Origin of the sequence: Bacillus sp. FSL M8-0266 (assembly GCF_038613425.1) — a bacterium.
GTDB lineage: Bacteria > Bacillota > Bacilli > Bacillales > Bacillaceae > Bacillus > Bacillus pumilus.
Genome location: NZ_CP152015.1, coordinates 2930058 through 2947129, shown reverse-complemented (window position 1 = coordinate 2947129; position 17072 = coordinate 2930058). Strand labels below are relative to the sequence as shown.

Below are 17072 nucleotides of genomic sequence, written 5' to 3'. Positions count from 1 at the left end.
ACCCTGATGGAAGTGAGTGGATCAAATACACTGCTTGAGGCACTGGGGATTGAGATTGTAGAGTGTAATGAGTCTCGATGCGTAGCGACAATGCCAGTTGATCACAGAACAAAACAGCCATTTGGACTGCTGCACGGAGGAGCTTCTGCTGCTCTAGCAGAAACAGTGGCAAGCATGGGAGCTGCGGCTCATTTAGACTTAACTCAGCAAGTTTGCTCAGGGATTGAAATCAATGCCAATCACTTAAAATCTGTACGTGATGGAGTAGTGACAGCGACGGCTGTTCCTGTACATGTCGGGCGCCGTACAATGGTATTTCAAATTGATATTAAAGATGATCGAGACCGGCACATCTGTACGTCAAGATGCACACTTGCTGTCATTGATCGCATATAAAAAAGCTCCCGGTGCAGCGGAAGCTTTTTTAGGTTGGATTGATTCATAAAAAGGTTTTTCCATAGAAATAAAAGAAAGGACCCCACATGTGAGGTCCTTCTTTCGGTTTATAAGTACGAGTCTTCTTTGCGTTTAATCACGAAGTTACGAAAACCGCCATAATCATCCTGTACACTTCGTTTGTCCATCTTGACCCCCGTATTGTAGGCGGCTCTTCCGATCAAGTGTGCGCCGACTGGAGCTGTTAAAAAGATAAAGACAATCCCAAGTAGGATCTTCGCAGAAATAATCCCTGCAAGAAACCATTCGTGAAAGAACACCCCAACTAATATGAGGACAACACCAAGTGTCGATGCTTTTGATGCAGCATGCATACGTGTATAAACATCCGGCAGGCGAAGAACGCCAATGGCTGAAATGAGACAAAGGATGGCGCCAAGCAGGATAAAGAAAATGACAATAGCTTTAGCGATGACGATCATTTTCAATCACTTCCCCTTTCTCAAGGAATTTGGAAAAAGCGACAGTGCCGATAAAGGCAAGGATACCGAGCAGTAAAATAATTTCAAAGAACGTTGTCGTTTTCAGCAAAATAGAAACGATAGCTGTCATCCCAATTAAATTGATTCCTATCGCATCAAGCGCACTTACACGATCAGGAATAGAGGGACCTTTGATAACCCGTATCACAAAAAGTAAGGTGGACAGTGCAAGAATGCCAAGTGAAATTTGTAATATGAGCTCCATTACTTACCGCTCACCTCCTGAATCGCTTTTTCAAATGAAACCCGGATATCGTGAATGGCTTTTTCTGCATCTTCAATATCCATCGCATGAATGTATAAAATTGAACGATCATCAGAAATATCAATGACAAGTGTACCTGGTGTCAATGTAATCATATTAGCCAGTATGGTGATTTCCCAATCCGTTTTCAAGTCTGTACGAAAGGCGAAAATACCGGGCTTAATTGTGAGCTTTGGAGATAATACTGTCTTTAATACACTTAAATTGGCAAGAAGCAGCTCTCGAATAAATATCATGACGAGCTTGAAAATCGCAAACAGGGCATAGCCGTAAAAACGCTGCGGGAAAAACCGCCGAAGCATAAAAATGGCGACCATCCCTAGTACAAAGCCTGATACAAAGTCTGCGGCTCTGTATGTATCATTCATAAACATCCATGTAAAGGCGAGGAGAGCGTTTAGTAATATTTGAAAGGCCATGTTCATCTACTCCTTCAGCACAGCTTGAATATATTTTTCTGGTGTTGAGAGCATTTCCGCTGCTTGATTGATATAAGGGGCAATGAACTCTGTCCCTAACCCAATGGCAAGCGACAAGATCACAAGCAGTACGCCAGGGTACACCATTCCTTTAATCGACGGTTTCCTTCTTCGCATATCTTGTTCCTCGCCCCAAAATGCGAGCATGAAGATCCTCATAATCGAATACAGGACAAGCAGGCTGGACAGTAAGACAAGGATAGAAAAGGTCATGTGTCCAGCAGAAAAGCCGCCTTCTACAATCTTTAGCTTTCCAACAAACCCACTCAGAGGAGGAATTCCTGCTAGGGATAAAGCCGATATGAAAAACATCCACCCTAGTATAGGCTGAGATTGAATCAGTCCACCCATCTTTTTCAAGTGATTGGTGCCAGCATACACAAAGAGTGCACCTGCCAGCATAAATAAAGCGCCTTTAATCACCATATCATGAATGAGATAATAAATGGCCCCTTGGAGTGAGGCAGGTGTATTGGCTGCAATCCCAAACAAAATGACACCAACGGCTGTGACAATGTTATAGATGACGATCTTTTGCACATCAGAATAGGCAATAGAGCCAATCACACCGAATATCACCGTAAGTGCGGCAAACCAAGCCATGAGTGTATGTGTAAACCCTGTATCATGTATAAAAATTAACGTAAAAACTCTGGCAATCGCATATAAGCCAACCTTTGTCAGTAGTGCACCAAATAGAGCAGAAATCGCCGCTGGCGGTGCATGATATGATCCTGGCAGCCAGAAATAAAGCGGGAAGATCCCAGCTTTTAAGCCAAATACAATGAGGAACAGAATAGAAATGACAGTGATTAATCCTGTTTGCCCTGATTCAGCTATTTTCACGCTTAAATCAGCCATATTCAAAGTGCCCGTGACTGCATATAAACAAGCGACACCGACGATAAATAAAGCCGATGAGATGATATTAAACACAATGTATTTGAGTGATTCTCGAAGCTGCGGTTTTGATCCGCCCAGTACAATGAGCATGTATGATGCCATCAGCAGCAGTTCAAAGAATACAAACAGGTTGAAAATATCGCCTGTTAAAAAGGCCCCACTTACGCCAGCTAACAAAAATTGCACGCCAGAGTAATAGAACAGCCGCTCCTTTTCCTTCCCAATCGTTTGAAAGGAGAAAAGAACTGTCACTAGCCCAACGACGGAAGCGGTGAGCACAAGGAGCGCAGCAAACTGATCGGCCACAAGGGCAATCCCAAATGGTGCTTCCCAGCCTCCTAAATAGAGGGTTTGAATGCCATTAGTAAAGATGGTTTGGACTAAATACACATTACAGACAATGGCTAAGAGTGAAGCAAACACACTAAAGCCTCTCGACAGCATGATGTTCTTATTCATAAAGATCAATAGTGTAGCAGCTAATAATGGAATTAAAATTGGCAGGATCACGAGATTATTCATGCTGATCATTTCCTCTCATTTGATCCATGTCATCTGTTCGCAGCTCTTGGAAGGCACGGAAGGCCATGACAAGTAAAAAGGATGTCACACCAAAAGCAATGACAATGGCTGTTAAAATTAATGCTTGTGGTAATGGATCTACATAGGATGTGAGCCCCTCTTTTAAAATAGGTGGAGCTCCTTTTTTTAAGCCGCCCATTGTTAAAAGAAGCAAATGGACGCCGTGACTTAAAACAGCAGTACCGACGATGACCCGTAGAAGGCTTTTTGAAAGCATTAAATAGGTCGCCGCCATAAAAATAATACCGACGATAATAGACATTAGAAATTCCATTATTCCTTCTCTCCAATCGTTTGAATAATGGTCATGGTGACACCGACAACAACTAAATATACACCGATATCAAACAGTACGGCTGTCGCCAGTTCTGTTTTCCCTAAAAACGGCAGTTGAAAATAATCAAATGCATGGGATAGAAAAGGTGCACCGAATAGAAAGGATCCCATCCCCGTCAGGATCGCGACGAGCAGCCCGGTCGCTGCAACATAAATAAAGTTAAAGGGCAGAATACGTCTCACTGTTTTCAGATCATAGGCTAAAAGCAGAAGAACGACAGCCCCAGCACTCATCAGGCCGCCAATGAACCCCCCGCCAGGGTTGTTATGTCCCGCAAGAAATAAGTGAAGGGAAAAAAGCAGGATGATGAATGCTGTGATTTTTGTTGTGACTTGTAAGAGCATATCATTCGTATCAATCTTCCTCATCGCCGCACGCCTCTCTTCCGTTTTCCTTGTGCCTGTGCCTTTAATAATCCATAAATACCGAGTGCCGCAATGGCAAGTACGGTAATTTCAAAGAGTGTATCAAAGCCCCTGAAATCTACAAGAATGACATTGACAATGTTGTCGCCGCCAGCAAGTTTATAGCTGTTTTCAATAAAGTAAGTTGAAATGGACTCAAGTGACTGCTGACTTGTGGAAGCAAAAGCAAGACAAGTGACAGTGAGACCAACACCTATTGAAATGATCAAATTGGTTAATTTGAATTTTCTCGTTTTTTGCTTCAAGCTTAGCTTCGGCAAATGATAGAAGCAAAGTAAAAACAGTGCGACAGAAATCGTTTCAATAATCAGCTGTGTCAGGGCAAGGTCAGGTGCCCTGAAAATCACGAAGAATAATGACAGCGTGTATCCCATGACACCTAGAGCAATAATGGCAGTTAAGCGTGAGCGGGCGAATACGGTCGTGACCGTCGCCGCCACCATCACAAGTGAAAGAATGGCTTCATACGTGCCAATTGGCGCAGCTTTTTCTGTTTCAAATGAGAAAGCTTGCTGATAGAACATCACGCTGCCAAGTACAATAATCATGAACCCAAACACATAGACAAGGTAATCACGAAGGAAACCGGTCATATAACTGTTTGTCAGGCGGTATGAACCTTTTTCTAAACCGATTAGAGAACGATCGTATAACGTGTTAAATGACCATTTTTCCTTAAATATATTGTACATTGGACGCCATTTTGACAACGTTAAATAGCCGATTGTACCAAGTACAACAACACCTATCGTCATATAGAGCTCTGGTTGGAAACCGTGCCACGCTTCAATTTTTACTGCAAAACGGCTTCCTGTTTCAATGGCTTCCGGGATGATCGCAGCAATCGCGGGTTCAATGACCGAGTAGGCAAGAATATTAGGGAAAAAGAAGAAAGTGACCACAAGTGCAGCGAGAATGATTGGCGGAATGAGCATGCCAATCGGTGCTTCATGCGGTTTTTTCTCTAATTGGTCTACATTCAGACGACCTCTAAATGTTTTAAAGAGAAGCATCATACTGTAAATGAACGTAAAGACACTAGCGAGCCAAGCAATTGCTGGAAAAATAGCGCCCCATGTCGAAATATCTGTAAAGTTGATCTCAGAAATACGTAACATACTTGTGAAAAACAGCTCTTTACTTAAGAAGCCGTTAAATGGCGGTAGTCCAGCCATTGAAAATGTACCGATTAGCGTAATCGTAAAGGTAATCGGCATGATGGTCATTAAACCACCTAATTTCCGAATGTCACGAGTACCTGTTTCGTGATCGATAATACCTGCTGCCATAAAGAGACTGCCTTTAAACGTAGCATGGTTAATGAGGTGAAAAATAGCAGCAAGAACGGCTGCGCCAAAAAAGGCAGGGTTGTTTTCATGAATCGCAGCTGCGCCGACGCCAAGCATGAGCATAATCATGCCGAGCTGACTAACTGTCGAGTAGGCCAGAATGGCTTTCAAATCATTTTGCCGGACGGCATGGAATGATCCCCAGAATAATGTGATAAGTCCGACAATGGATATGGTCCAGAACCACACCTCTGATATAGCAAAGATCGGACTGAAGCGGGCAACAAGATAAATACCGGCTTTCACCATCGTAGCAGAATGCAGATAACTGCTCACAGGGGTAGGTGCTTCCATTGCATCAGGCAGCCAGATATAGAATGGGAATTGCGCTGATTTCGTAAAGGCACCTAGTAAGATCAGGATCATGGCAGGGATAAAGTAAGGTGATGCCATAATGAGCTGAAGCTGATTGACTGCTTCACGAATACTGAATGAATCAGTGATCAGGTAGATGAGGATGAAGCCACCAAGCATAGCTAATCCGCCAAAAACAGTAATAAGCAGTGATTTGGTTGCACCATATCTAGAGCGCTCCCGCTTATACCAATACCCAATTAAGAGGAAGGAAGAAATACTCGTTAGCTCCCAAAACAAGTACAGAACCACCATATTGTCAGAGAGAACCACACCAAGCATAGCGGTCATAAACATTAACAAATACGTATAGAAAGAGCCAAGCTGTTCTTTTTCTTTTGATAAGTAGAAAATACTGTACAAGACCACAAGTGCGCCAATACCTGTAATTAATAATGCAAATAACAGGCTAAGGCCATCGACATATACAGTAAAATTCATCCCTAAAGATGGAATCCATTCAGCTTGTGAGAAAAGCGTTCGTCCATTCGAGGTAATGTGTAACATTTGGACAAAATAGCTAAATAATAGAATAGGCAAGATAAGAACAAACCACCCTGTATGTATACGCTTTACGTATTTAAAAAGAAAAGGCACAACAAACGCAAGCAAAAAAGGCGATAGGATGGCGAAGTGAATAAGCTGCAAGAATATAAACCTCCTTCAATCAATATAAATTTCACGTTCTAAAGAACTGGTAAATAAAATTATAGCGTAAATACAGACATAGTGCATTGGTTTGAACTGAATTACAGCAAATTGTATTTGTTTTGAGTTCTTTTGACCACAAAAAATATTTTATCAAAAATAAAACTCGTTGTATATTGTTTTGTATTTCGTACATGCTTTTCTTAAAGGAGCTGATTACATGAAACTAAAAGCGGGCATCAGCTTAAGCATATTCTGCACGATTTTAGGAGGAGCATTCTTCATAGAACGAAATGATCAAAAAAGGTGGCAGGCGGAAAGTGAATGGCCGTTGTTTTCAGAACATCTTCTCTATATGACCTATCAAGAAGCAAGACAATATCCATTCCAGCCAAGAGAATATATACGAGTAGTTTCTGCTGAAGAATAAACCCTTATAGGATAAAAGAAATATAAAAAAAGCATGTGCCCGGGGACTGACCCCCGTTTTTGAGACAGGGATCAAAACACCTTTATACAGCCAATTGCCGATAGTTTATCGGTGATTGGTTGTTTAGTTTCGTTTGAATACGAATGTTGTTATAATAATAAATGTATTCTTTGACAGTGCGTTCTACGATGCTGGTCGTAGTGCGGTCAATCCTGTTAAGATAGAACGTTTCAGACTTTAGTGAGGAATGAAACGATTCGATGGAGGCATTATCAGCGGGCGTCCCTTTACGGGACATGCTCATGGTAATGCCTTTTATATGAACAGCTTTCTGATACTCGTAAGATGTATACACAGAACCTTGATCGCTATGTAACACGCAATTCTCAGGCAGTGCTGGGAGCTGATTAAGTGTGTTTAAGATAAAGTCTGTGTCCTGCTTATCACCAATCGTAAAAGCAATCACTTCTCCATTATATAAATCCAATATACTGGAAAGGTACAATTGTTTCTGTCCATAAGGCAAATACGTGATGTCCGTTACTAGTTTTTCAAGAGGGCGATCAGACTGAAAGTTCCGATCCAGTATGTTATCGGCCACGGCATAGGGCTGCCCATTCTTCTTACGCTTTTTCATTTTAACCCGGCATTGCCACTGGTTTTTCTGCATGATGCGTTGAACAGTTTTATGGTTAATACGCATTCTCCTTTTTAGTATGGCTGTGATTTTTCGATAACCATATCGATATTTGTGCTTTCGGCACAACGTGCCGACCTGTTTCTCTAGTTGTCTTTTAGAATGATTCTGAGTCAGATCCTTTTTCCATCTATAATACGAAGTACGTAAGATGCCTAAATGGACACAGATGTCCTGTACCGTCATCGTTTTGCACAATTCTTCTACCAGTTTGATTGACGTTTCCTTATCAACTTCCTTTCCAATTCGTTGTACTTTTTTAAAACTTCATTCTGTTGACTCAAATAGCGATTTTCTGCCTGCAGTCTCTCTAATTCGGAAGAGTACTCGGGACCCTTTCCATAGGTATATTGTTTTCCAACAGGCTGTTCGAACCGGTGTGTATCCCCAGCTTTATGCCACCTCACCCATGTCTGAACCTGCGTCTTATTCTTGATATTCAATTTCTGCATGATCTCTTTCATAGGTACGCCTGCCAATCTCATTTCTACAGCCTTCTGTTTGACTTCAACCGGATAACTCACTCTTGTCCCCATAGAAAAAACACCTCCATGTTTTATTTCGGATCACAACGATCCATTTTCAAACTTGAAGGTGTTTTTTATTTGTCTCATCTTATGGGGTCAGTTCCCCGTAATAGAGCCCATGCTTTTTATTGTTTGATTAAGTAAACATTCTAAGTAAGATTGTTGCGCAGATCACAGTTGCTGCTCCGCCAAGACGTGTAGATACTTGTGCGAAAGGCATGAGACCCATTCTTCCAGAAGCTGAAAGGATCGCAACGTCACCAGTACCGCCAAGTCCGCTGTGACAGCCTGTCACAATCGCAGATTCTACTGGGTACATGTTCATCAATTTCCCAACGAAATAACCAGAACCCACCATTCCAAGAACGACAGCGATACATACACAAACGAATGGAATAGAAATCACTGTTGCTACATCATCAAGTGGAATGTATAGAATCCCTAGACCGACCATAAGTGGCCATGTAAAGCTTCTTGATACAAACTTGTAGAACTGCTGTGAGCCATCTTGCAGATGCTGAGGCATCACGTTTAAGTATTTGATTAAAGCGGCAAGGACAATCATTAAGATTGGACCAGGAATATGAACAAAGCTTTCTAACAAACCACCAAAAATGAACGTTGTACAAGCAACGAGTACACCAGCACCCATTAAACCAAAATCAACTTTTGGATCCATATCAGGCTGTTCAAAAATTTCATTTGCCTCTTTAGACTTTACAAGACGACCATTTCCGTTTAGTTCAGGACGTTTTTCACCAAGCTTCTTCATTGCGCCAGCACAGATAATGGCAATGACGTTCCCAATGACGGCAGCAGGAATTAATTGAGAGATTAATGACTCTGCTGATACACCAAGAATTTGTGAATAAGCAATAGATAATGGCAAAATCCCTTCTCCAACACCACCGGCAATAATCGGAACAATAATAAAGAAGAACGAATGATGCGGTGTGTAACCAACTAAAAGACCAACAAGAATTCCGGCAGTCACAGCTGCAATTGTACCTGCAACAAGAGGAACAAACATACGAATAAGGCCTTGTACTAAAACAGTTCGCTGCATCCCAAGAATACTACCTACTACAAGAGCAGAAATATAGAAGTAAAGGAAGTTCGACGTCTTCATAAGAGACGTAACCGCTTCCAACGAGTTCGGATTCAGAACATGAAAAAAGACCAGGAACGATGGTACGAATAAAGAAAGAATCGCCGGTCCACCAATATCTTTTAATATCGGAATACGTTGTCCTATATCTCCAAGGAAAATCCCCAAAATCATAATAACAGCGAAACCACCAAGCATATTTGCTGGAATTTTATTAAAATAAGCGGCAGTTAAAATAATCGCTGCAAGTACTAAATACACAGGTAAGTCAATAACACCAATTTTCCAAGACATGATCTTACGGAAAACGCTTTTATTATTGTCAGAATCGTCTGTAATCGATTTCAATTGTTGTGTATTAGCCACATAAACACCCCCAAATGCTATTTGTCTCAATTGTAGAAGATTCTGTGACACTCATCTATTTATTAAACTAAATTAAGTGTAATAAAAGTAAAATAAACAGGAGTTTTTATGTTTTTATCATACAAAAATCCCCTGAAGGTAGTTTATCCTTCAGGGGATTGATCATACATCGTTATTATCGTTTTCCTTTTAAATAAGGTGTCCCAAGTGCTTTCGGTGCATCTGCTCGGCCGATGAAGCCAGTGAGTGCTAGGATGGTCAGCACATATGGTGCAATGAGCATATACACGTTCGGTATATCTTGGAATAGCGGCAGGAGAGAGCCAATAATGCTTAAACTTTGAGCAAATCCAAAGAATAAAGCAGCGCCCATTGCGCCGAATGGGTGCCATTTACCGAAGACAAGTGCAGCTAGTGCGATGAAGCCTTGTCCAGTAATGGTCGCATGTGAGAAATCAAGTGCGATGGTTGACGCATAAACAGCTCCGCCAAGACCACCAAACAGTCCACTAATAAAGACACCGATATAGCGCATCCGGTACACTTTGATTCCCATTGTATCAGCAGCCATTGGATGTTCTCCGACTGCACGAAGACGAAGACCAAACGGCATTTTAAATAAAACAAACCAAGCTACAACCGCAAGCGCTAATGCGAGTATGGACGTATAATAAACATCTTTAAAGAAGATATCGCCAATTATCGGAATGTCACTTAAAAGGGGAATATCCCCTTTATAGAAAGGCTCTGTAATTTTATCTGTTTGAGCTTTCCCGTAAATGAGTTTCACGACAAACAGCGTAGCGCCAAGTGCCAGCATATTAATGGCAACACCACTGACCGTTTGATCTGCACGGAATGTAATGGTCGCAACTGCATGAATCAGAGAGAACAATCCGCCAATCGCCATTCCGACGAGGAGCCCAAGCCACGGGGTCAAGGCGCCAAATGTATCAGCAAAAAACAAGTTAAAGATAATACTGGAAAATGCTCCGACGACCATCAAACCTTCAAGACCGATATTCACAACACCTGATCTTTCTGAAAAGACGCCTCCAAGAGCGGTTAAAATAAGTGGTGCAGCATAGACAAGTGTTGCTGGGACGATGATTTCAAGAATTTGCAGAAATCCCACTTATTTTCCCCCCTTTTTCTTCATTTGGTTCATCACAAGACGGATAATATAGCTTGAGGCGACGAAAAGAATAATGATCGCAATGACAATATCAACGACCTCAGTCGGTACGCCAGATTCAAGTGGCATATTTAAAGCGCCGACCTTCAATCCACCAAGCAATAATGCGGCTAATACGACACCAATGGCTGTGTTACCGCCTAATAAAGCAACAGCGATTCCATCAAAACCGACGCCAGTGAAGGCATCTTTTATTGAAGCATATTCGAAGGTTCCTAATCCCTCCATTGCCCCTGCTAAACCTGCAAAAGCACCAGAAATTAGCATTGAATATATAATATTTTTTCTCACATTCATTCCTGCATATTGGGAGGCGTGTGGATTCATACCAACAGCTCGCAATTCAAAACCTTTAGAGGTTTTTTGGATAATGATCCACATAATAACGGCAGATATAATAGCTACAATAATTCCGTTATGCATGCTTGAGAAATCAGTTATTTTTTCAAAAAAGTCAGAGTGCAAAGAGGCTGTGGATTTGATATTATCTGTTTTATCTTTATGATCTGTAAGAACATTTGTAATAATAAAATTTGTCACATGAAGGGCAATATAGTTCATCATAATGGTGACGATCACTTCATGAACATAAAAACGAGCTTTTAAAAAACCAGGAATAAAGCCCCATAATGCACCAGCAGCAGCTGCAGTGATGAGTGCAAGCGGCAGATGAATATACATAGGTGCATTGACAGTTGTTCCGATCCAAACAGCAGCTATCCATCCAATGAGCATTTGACCTTCTACACCGATATTAAATAGGCCTGTCCGAAATGCAAAGGCAACCGCAAGACCTGATAAAATATAAGGTGTCACTTGCCTGATGGTTTCTCCCATATAATAGGTTTCCCCGAAAACGCCATTCCAAAGGGCGCTATATCCTTCAATGACACTATAACCGCTTGCCAGCATAATAATGGCCCCAACTAAAAGGCCAAGTACAATGGCTATAAGCGGAATCAGCAGATTTGTTAAGCGATTAGACATTTGCTTCTTTCCCCACTTCCTGTTGCGTACTTCCAGCCATTAATAGACCAAGTTCTTGCTCTGTTGTTTCTTTTGGATCAACGATAGCAATAATGCTGCCTTCAAAAATAACAGCAATTTTATCACTGACATTCATAATTTCATCAAGCTCGAATGAGATGAGCAGGACGGCTTTGCCTTTGTCCCTTTGCTCAATGAGGCGCTTATGAACAAATTCAATCGCACCAACATCAAGTCCACGTGTCGGCTGAGCGGCAATTAATAAATCAGGATTGCGGTCAACTTCACGGCCAATAATGGCTTTTTGCTGATTCCCGCCTGACAGGGCGCGCGCCTCTGTGTATTCACTCGGTGTTCTGACGTCATACTCGGCAATGATTCGCTTTGCCTTTTCATAAATATTTTTCATATTCATCAAGCCAAATTTTGAGTATGGACGCTGATAATACGTTTGTAAGGAAATATTTTCTCCTATTGAAAAATCAAGCACGAGTCCGTGTTTATGACGGTCTTGAGGAATATGTCCAATTCCAGATTCGGTCACCTTACGAGGCGGAAGATTTTGAATGGCTTTCCCGTTCAGCATGATCGTGCCAGATTCTGATTTTTTTAGACCAGTAATGGCTTCAATTAATTCAGATTGACCATTGCCATCGACTCCAGCAATACCGACAATTTCTCCAGCCTTTACTGAGAGGTTGAGATGTTTGACTGCTTCAATTCCTCGCGCGTCTTTTACCGTAAGGTCTTGAATGTGAAGTACTTCCTCAGCAGGAGAGGCTTCTTTTTTGTCTGTCTTAAATGAAACTTCACGACCGACCATGAGGCTTGCAAGCTCATCTTTGTTTGTGCTTTCCACATCAAGTGTACGAATGCCCTGGCCTTTTCGAATAATGGTGACGCGGTGACAGGCATCCATAATTTCTTTCAGTTTATGCGTAATTAAAATAATGGATTTGCCTTCATTAATTAAGTTTTTCATAATTTGTATGAGTTCTTTAATCTCTTGAGGTGTTAAGACGGCTGTTGGTTCGTCGAAGATCAAAATATCAGCGCCGCGATAAAGTGTTTTTAAAATTTCTGCACGCTGCTGCATGCCGACAGAGATGTCAGATACTTTTGCGGCAGGGTCTATTTTTAAGCCATAGCGGTCAGAAAGCTCTTGTACTTGCTGTATGGCTTGTTCTTTGTCGATCTTTCCAAATTTCTTGGGCTCTTTTCCTAAGATAATGTTTTCAGCGACGGTGAAGGTATCGACAAGCATAAAGTGTTGATGCACCATACCGATGCCTAAATCACTTGCATCATTCGGGCTAGAGATGGACACAGGTTTTCCATGAACCTTGAGTTCACCTTTTTCAGGCTGGTAAAGACCGAAAAGCACGTTCATGAGCGTTGATTTTCCAGCGCCGTTTTCACCAAGCAGCGCATGAATTTCGCCCTTTTTTAGCTGCAGCGTAATGTTGTCGTTTGCTACAATGCCAGGGAATTCTTTGCGTATATTCAACATTTCAATGACATAATCCACAGGTTTAACCGCTCCTTTTTTAGGGTGCTGATGAAGATAAAAACTAGCAAAAGAAAAGCTGCAAAACGAGGCTGCAGCTTTTCTTTTACCACCTTTTACGAATAAAGAGGAGGTAAAGGAGAGGCAAGGGGATAAGACGCGCTTATCCCGATGCTCAAATTAAGCTTTAAAATCTTTTAGTTCATCACGTGTTGCAGGGATTTTCACTTCGCCCTTGATGATTTTTTGTTTCCATTCTTCAATTTTCTTTAACACATCTTTATTAAGGTTGTCCTGAGATGGAGAGATGTCAACGCCGCCTTCTTTCAGACCGTATGTGATCACTTGACCGCCAGGGAATTTACCTTCTTTTGCTTTTGTTGTTAAGTCTTGTACTGCTGTGTCAACTTTTTTAATCATAGAAGTAAGGGTGACACTTTGTTTTGTTCCAGGTACTTTTCCTTCGTCATACTGATCTTTATCAACACCGATGACCCAGACATTTCGATTTGGATCTGCCTTTTTTAAATTAGTTGCTTCTGTGAAGACACCATTTCCAGTGCCGCCAGCAGCATGATAGATGATGTCGACGCCAGATTTGTACATGCTTTCAGCTGTTGCTTTTCCGATGTCAGCTTTATCGAATGCACCAGCATATTTCACTTCAACTTTTGCTTTCGGATTAGTTGCTTCAACGCCTGCACGGAAACCAACTTCGAATTTTCTGACTAATTCAGAGTCAACTCCGCCGACAAAACCAATTTTGTTCGATTTTGTTGTAAGAGCAGCCGCAACACCCACAAGGAAGGATCCTTCGTTTTCGTTAAACATTATGCTTGCTACATTGTCTTTTTTTACAACTGCATCAACGATAGCAAAGTGGTTTTTCTTACGTTGATCGGCTATTTTTGAAATGGCGCTCTCCATTTTATAACCGATACCATAAATGAGGTTGAATTTTTGCCTGACAAGTGTATTTAAATTTGTTGGATAATCTGCATCGGTTTTGGATAGTAGATAATCAAAGCCGTTTTTACCTTTTTTTAGATTGTTGTCTTTTCCAAATGCTTGTAAACCTTCCCAAGCTGATTGGTTAAACGATTTGTCATCGACACCACCGACATCAGTTACCATTGCAACAGTGAATTGATCTTTATCTTTTTTGCTTTCACCGCTGTTTGAGCCAGAGTTGCCGCATGCTCCAAGGATGGTTCCTGCTGCTACGACTAAGGACAATGCTAGTCCAATTTTGCGCTTCTTCAAAACATAACCCCCTATAAAATTTAAAAGTTTCAGAAAAGTCTCGCGAAAAAAGACCGACCTATCTCTTCTCACCCTTCTGAATAGGGTATTTTATCCTGCTTTCTCCTGAAACTTATGGAGGACAGGAGAGAAGATGTAAGACATCAGACTTATATCTCGTTGAACTAATCAATCATAATTTATCATTTCCAATCGAATAAATAAATAGAAATTTGTTTTATTTTAAAAAAAATGTTAAAAGGCTAAATTCGATGTCTTTTTATGTGCTGAAATATGATATAATGCCGCTTTTGTGATGTGATCTACTACAGTGGAACCACTGATATCAAGGGGTTTGTCACATCATGTTCCATAAAAAAACATCTGGCCTCTGTATAAGGTCAGATGTGTCAAATTATAGATATTGCTGAATTAAATTCATATTTGTTGTACTGAGTTTATATTGGAAAACAGGGCGTCCAATTGTCCCGTATGCCATTTCAACATCAACTACTTCGATGTCCTCAAGGAATTTCAAGTATTTTCTAATAGAGACTTGAGAGATTTCTGTATGATTCGCTAGGTCTTCGGTCGTGAAAGCCTGATGACCGAATGATTGAATACTTGTCCAGATGAGTTTGAGTGTGCTTTTGGTCAGGCCTTTTGGCAGAAGGACTTTTTCCGTCTCTGCTTTTTTATGAAAGAGTTTCGCATCTAAATCATTTTGCGAGATGCTGTTCATCGTTTGGTACAAGGCGTGTTTTCGTTTATATTCTGAGAGCGCTGATTGGAAACGTTCAAATTCAAACGGCTTGATCAAATAATCAACAGCCCCGTTTCGCATCGTTTGCTGGATCACGTCGACTTCATTGGCAGCTGAAATGACAATGACATCAACCGAATGATTTTGTTTGCGAATTTCTGATAATAATGCCAGGCCATTTTGTCCAGGCATATAAATATCGAGCAGTACAAGGTGAATGGCTTCTGTTTTTAAGATGTCCAGTGCCTGCTGAAAAGAGGTGGCAATCCCTTTTAATTCAAAGCCCTCGATTTGGGTCAGGTAGCGTTTGTTCAGCTCCCCAACCATTGGATCATCTTCTACTATTAACACATTAATCATGTGAATCCTCCTTTTGTTTATACGGAATGCGGAGACTAAAGGTCGTTCCTTCTCCTTTTTCACTCGTGACAATCAAATGTCCGTTCAATTTTTTGATGCTTTGGTCAACGAAGTAGAGACCGAATCCTCTGTCTTCTCCTTTAGTTGAAAAGCCTTGATCAAACATGATGTCTTGTTCTTCTTTTGTGAGACCAACACCTGTGTCTGTAATTTCAATATGAAGCTGCTCCTGAACGTATCGGAATGAGATCGAGATGTTTTTCGTCTCAGTATGAGAAACAGCATCGAGTGCGTTATTTAACAGGTTGCCAATGACGGTAATGAGATCATGCGTCACTGCCGGGTCCTCTGAATTTGGGACTTGTGTGCTGCATATGACTTCTAAGGTCGCGCCTTGTTCCCTGATATAGCTTTGTTTTCCTAGTAAAAATCCTGCTAAAACAGAGTTTTTCACATGGTTGATGATTTCATTTGTTTCCGTCTGCTGATAGATCGCAATATCTTTGATATAAGTGCCAAGGTCATCGTAGTTTTTGAGCTGAACCAATCCTAAAATGACATGAAGCTTGTTCATAAATTCATGCGACTGGGCACGGAGGGCATTTGCATACATTTTGACTCCGCTCAGCTGCTCAGCCAAGTGTTTGACTTCTGTTTTGTCACGGAAGGTGGCGATTGCTCCAACGATCTCGCCCTTTACCGTAATCGGGACTTCGTTAAATACGAGCTCCAGTCCGTTCATTCTCACGTCGCGGTCAAGCAGCGGCTTGCGTGTTTCAATGACTTGCTTTAGGCCGCTTGAAGGGAGGAGCACCTGAACATCTTGTTCTCTAGGATCAACCATAATGCCCATATTATGAAAGAGCCGTTTCGCTTCAGCATTGGCGAGCTTGATTTTACCGTGCTGATCGACGGCAAGAATCCCTTCTTTTGTTGATTCTAGCATGGCGCTTCGTTCTTTTAATAATGTAGCAATTTCATCTGGCTCTAGTCCAAACATAATTTTCTTCACTTTTCGTGCCACAATGAGTGCTCCGATGATACCAGAAAGAAGACTGAGCGATATGACGAAGTAGAGTGGAAGTAAGCTTTGATGAATAATCAAGTCAATTTCCTTTAACGTAATCCCTACTGCTACAGCCCCGAGCTGCTTCCCATTTTGATCATAAACCGGAACAAACGCACGCATGGATCTGCCAAGTGTTCCAGAAGCCGTACTAATATGCTCTTTACCCTGTAATGCTAGTTTTTCATCACCGCCAGCAAACCGCTTCCCGATCTTCTGCGGATTTGGATGGGTTTTGCGAATGCCGTTCATATCCATCACGACAACGAATTCAGTTTTGGTGATTCGCTGAACACTTGTTGTATATTGACGCAGTGCAGAGTATGAATGCTTTTCTAATGATTTCGCCGTGATCGGTGCCTCTGCGACCATTTTGGCAGTGGAGAGGGCGATGTCACGTTCCTGCTGATGAATGTTTTTAGCTGTTTCTGACCAGATCGTAAAGAAAGTGATACAAAGGGAGATCAGGACAACGATACAAACAAAAATCGTCAGTCGTGTTTGCAGTCTTAATGTTTTTTTCACGAGTATACCCCTAACGCAC

At 41.5% G+C, this 17072-nt stretch carries 17 protein-coding genes; 2 read left to right on the top strand and 15 right to left on the bottom strand.

Annotation, left to right across the window (positions count from 1 at the left end; all coding sequences use genetic code 11):
* The first annotated feature begins 6 nt into the window (after positions 1 to 6).
* On the top strand, positions 7 to 396 hold the full coding sequence (locus MKY83_RS15295; RefSeq protein WP_003213775.1) for a hotdog fold thioesterase: 390 nt from the start codon (positions 7 to 9) through the stop codon (positions 394 to 396).
* A gap of 107 nt (positions 397 to 503) precedes the next feature.
* Here the strand turns inward: MKY83_RS15295 and mnhG are convergent, their stop codons facing one another.
* The 7 genes from mnhG to MKY83_RS15260 are packed head-to-tail and all read right to left on the bottom strand — an operon-like array spanning position 504 to position 6280.
* Entirely contained in the window at positions 504 to 878 is a 375-nt protein-coding gene (mnhG, locus tag MKY83_RS15290) for a monovalent cation/H(+) antiporter subunit G (RefSeq protein WP_003213369.1), read from the bottom strand.
* Positions 862 to 1143 (bottom strand): Na(+)/H(+) antiporter subunit F1, encoded by a 282-nt coding sequence (locus tag MKY83_RS15285; RefSeq protein ID WP_113768029.1) that lies wholly within the window; start codon positions 1141 to 1143, stop codon positions 862 to 864. Before MKY83_RS15285 ends, mnhG begins: the two co-directional genes overlap by 17 nt.
* Entirely contained in the window at positions 1143 to 1622 is a 480-nt protein-coding gene (locus MKY83_RS15280) for a Na+/H+ antiporter subunit E (protein ID WP_003213059.1), read from the bottom strand. The genes MKY83_RS15285 and MKY83_RS15280 overlap by 1 nt, the downstream gene beginning before the upstream one ends.
* A 6-nt stretch (positions 1623 to 1628) precedes the next feature.
* Positions 1629 to 3107 (bottom strand): Na+/H+ antiporter subunit D, encoded by a 1479-nt coding sequence (locus tag MKY83_RS15275; protein WP_342487451.1) that lies wholly within the window; start codon positions 3105 to 3107, stop codon positions 1629 to 1631.
* Complete coding sequence (locus MKY83_RS15270; RefSeq protein WP_003213576.1) at positions 3100 to 3441, bottom strand: Na(+)/H(+) antiporter subunit C; 342 nt, start codon at positions 3439 to 3441, stop codon at positions 3100 to 3102. The genes MKY83_RS15275 and MKY83_RS15270 overlap by 8 nt, the downstream gene beginning before the upstream one ends.
* The gene (locus tag MKY83_RS15265; protein WP_034317176.1) at positions 3441 to 3872 is read right to left on the bottom strand and encodes a Na(+)/H(+) antiporter subunit B; all 432 of its coding nucleotides are present in this window, start codon (positions 3870 to 3872) and stop codon (positions 3441 to 3443) included. The genes MKY83_RS15270 and MKY83_RS15265 overlap by 1 nt, the downstream gene beginning before the upstream one ends.
* Positions 3869 to 6280: a Na+/H+ antiporter subunit A gene (locus MKY83_RS15260; protein WP_106067672.1), complete on the bottom strand. Its 2412-nt coding sequence runs from the start codon at positions 6278 to 6280 to the stop codon at positions 3869 to 3871. Before MKY83_RS15260 ends, MKY83_RS15265 begins: the two co-directional genes overlap by 4 nt.
* A 220-nt stretch (positions 6281 to 6500) precedes the next feature.
* On the opposite strand from MKY83_RS15260, the gene MKY83_RS15255 reads away from it, so the two are divergent.
* Positions 6501 to 6710, top strand: a complete 210-nt coding sequence (locus tag MKY83_RS15255) for a hypothetical protein (RefSeq protein ID WP_012011099.1) — start codon at positions 6501 to 6503, stop codon at positions 6708 to 6710.
* 82 nt (positions 6711 to 6792) lie between these two features.
* Here MKY83_RS15255 and MKY83_RS15250 read toward each other — a convergent pair.
* The 8 genes from MKY83_RS15250 to malK all read right to left on the bottom strand — a co-directional run bounded on the left by MKY83_RS15250 (position 6793) and on the right by malK (position 17053).
* Positions 6793 to 7943, bottom strand: a protein-coding gene (locus MKY83_RS15250; RefSeq protein ID WP_340911867.1) for an IS3 family transposase whose coding sequence is annotated in 2 segments (ribosomal slippage) — positions 6793 to 7670 and positions 7670 to 7943 — 1152 coding nt in all. Because the reading frame shifts where the segments join, the coding sequence is not laid out codon by codon here.
* A gap of 127 nt (positions 7944 to 8070) precedes the next feature.
* Positions 8071 to 9408: a 2-hydroxycarboxylate transporter family protein gene (locus tag MKY83_RS15245; protein ID WP_003213451.1), complete on the bottom strand. Its 1338-nt coding sequence runs from the start codon at positions 9406 to 9408 to the stop codon at positions 8071 to 8073.
* A gap of 175 nt (positions 9409 to 9583) precedes the next feature.
* Positions 9584 to 10543, bottom strand: a complete 960-nt coding sequence (locus tag MKY83_RS15240) for an ABC transporter permease (RefSeq protein WP_003213713.1) — start codon at positions 10541 to 10543, stop codon at positions 9584 to 9586.
* Positions 10544 to 11590: an ABC transporter permease gene (locus MKY83_RS15235; RefSeq protein WP_065099073.1), complete on the bottom strand. Its 1047-nt coding sequence runs from the start codon at positions 11588 to 11590 to the stop codon at positions 10544 to 10546.
* Positions 11583 to 13118 (bottom strand): ABC transporter ATP-binding protein, encoded by a 1536-nt coding sequence (locus tag MKY83_RS15230; RefSeq protein ID WP_065099072.1) that lies wholly within the window; start codon positions 13116 to 13118, stop codon positions 11583 to 11585. Before MKY83_RS15230 ends, MKY83_RS15235 begins: the two co-directional genes overlap by 8 nt.
* A gap of 159 nt (positions 13119 to 13277) precedes the next feature.
* Positions 13278 to 14360, bottom strand: coding sequence for a BMP family protein (locus MKY83_RS15225; RefSeq protein ID WP_342487450.1), 1083 nt, complete (start codon positions 14358 to 14360; stop codon positions 13278 to 13280).
* 394 nt (positions 14361 to 14754) lie between these two features.
* Entirely contained in the window at positions 14755 to 15462 is a 708-nt protein-coding gene (locus MKY83_RS15220; RefSeq protein ID WP_065099070.1) for a response regulator, read from the bottom strand.
* Complete coding sequence (gene malK, locus MKY83_RS15215; RefSeq protein WP_106067614.1) at positions 15455 to 17053, bottom strand: malate sensor histidine kinase MalK; 1599 nt, start codon at positions 17051 to 17053, stop codon at positions 15455 to 15457. The genes MKY83_RS15220 and malK overlap by 8 nt, the downstream gene beginning before the upstream one ends.
* Positions 17054 to 17072: the final 19 nt, after the last annotated feature.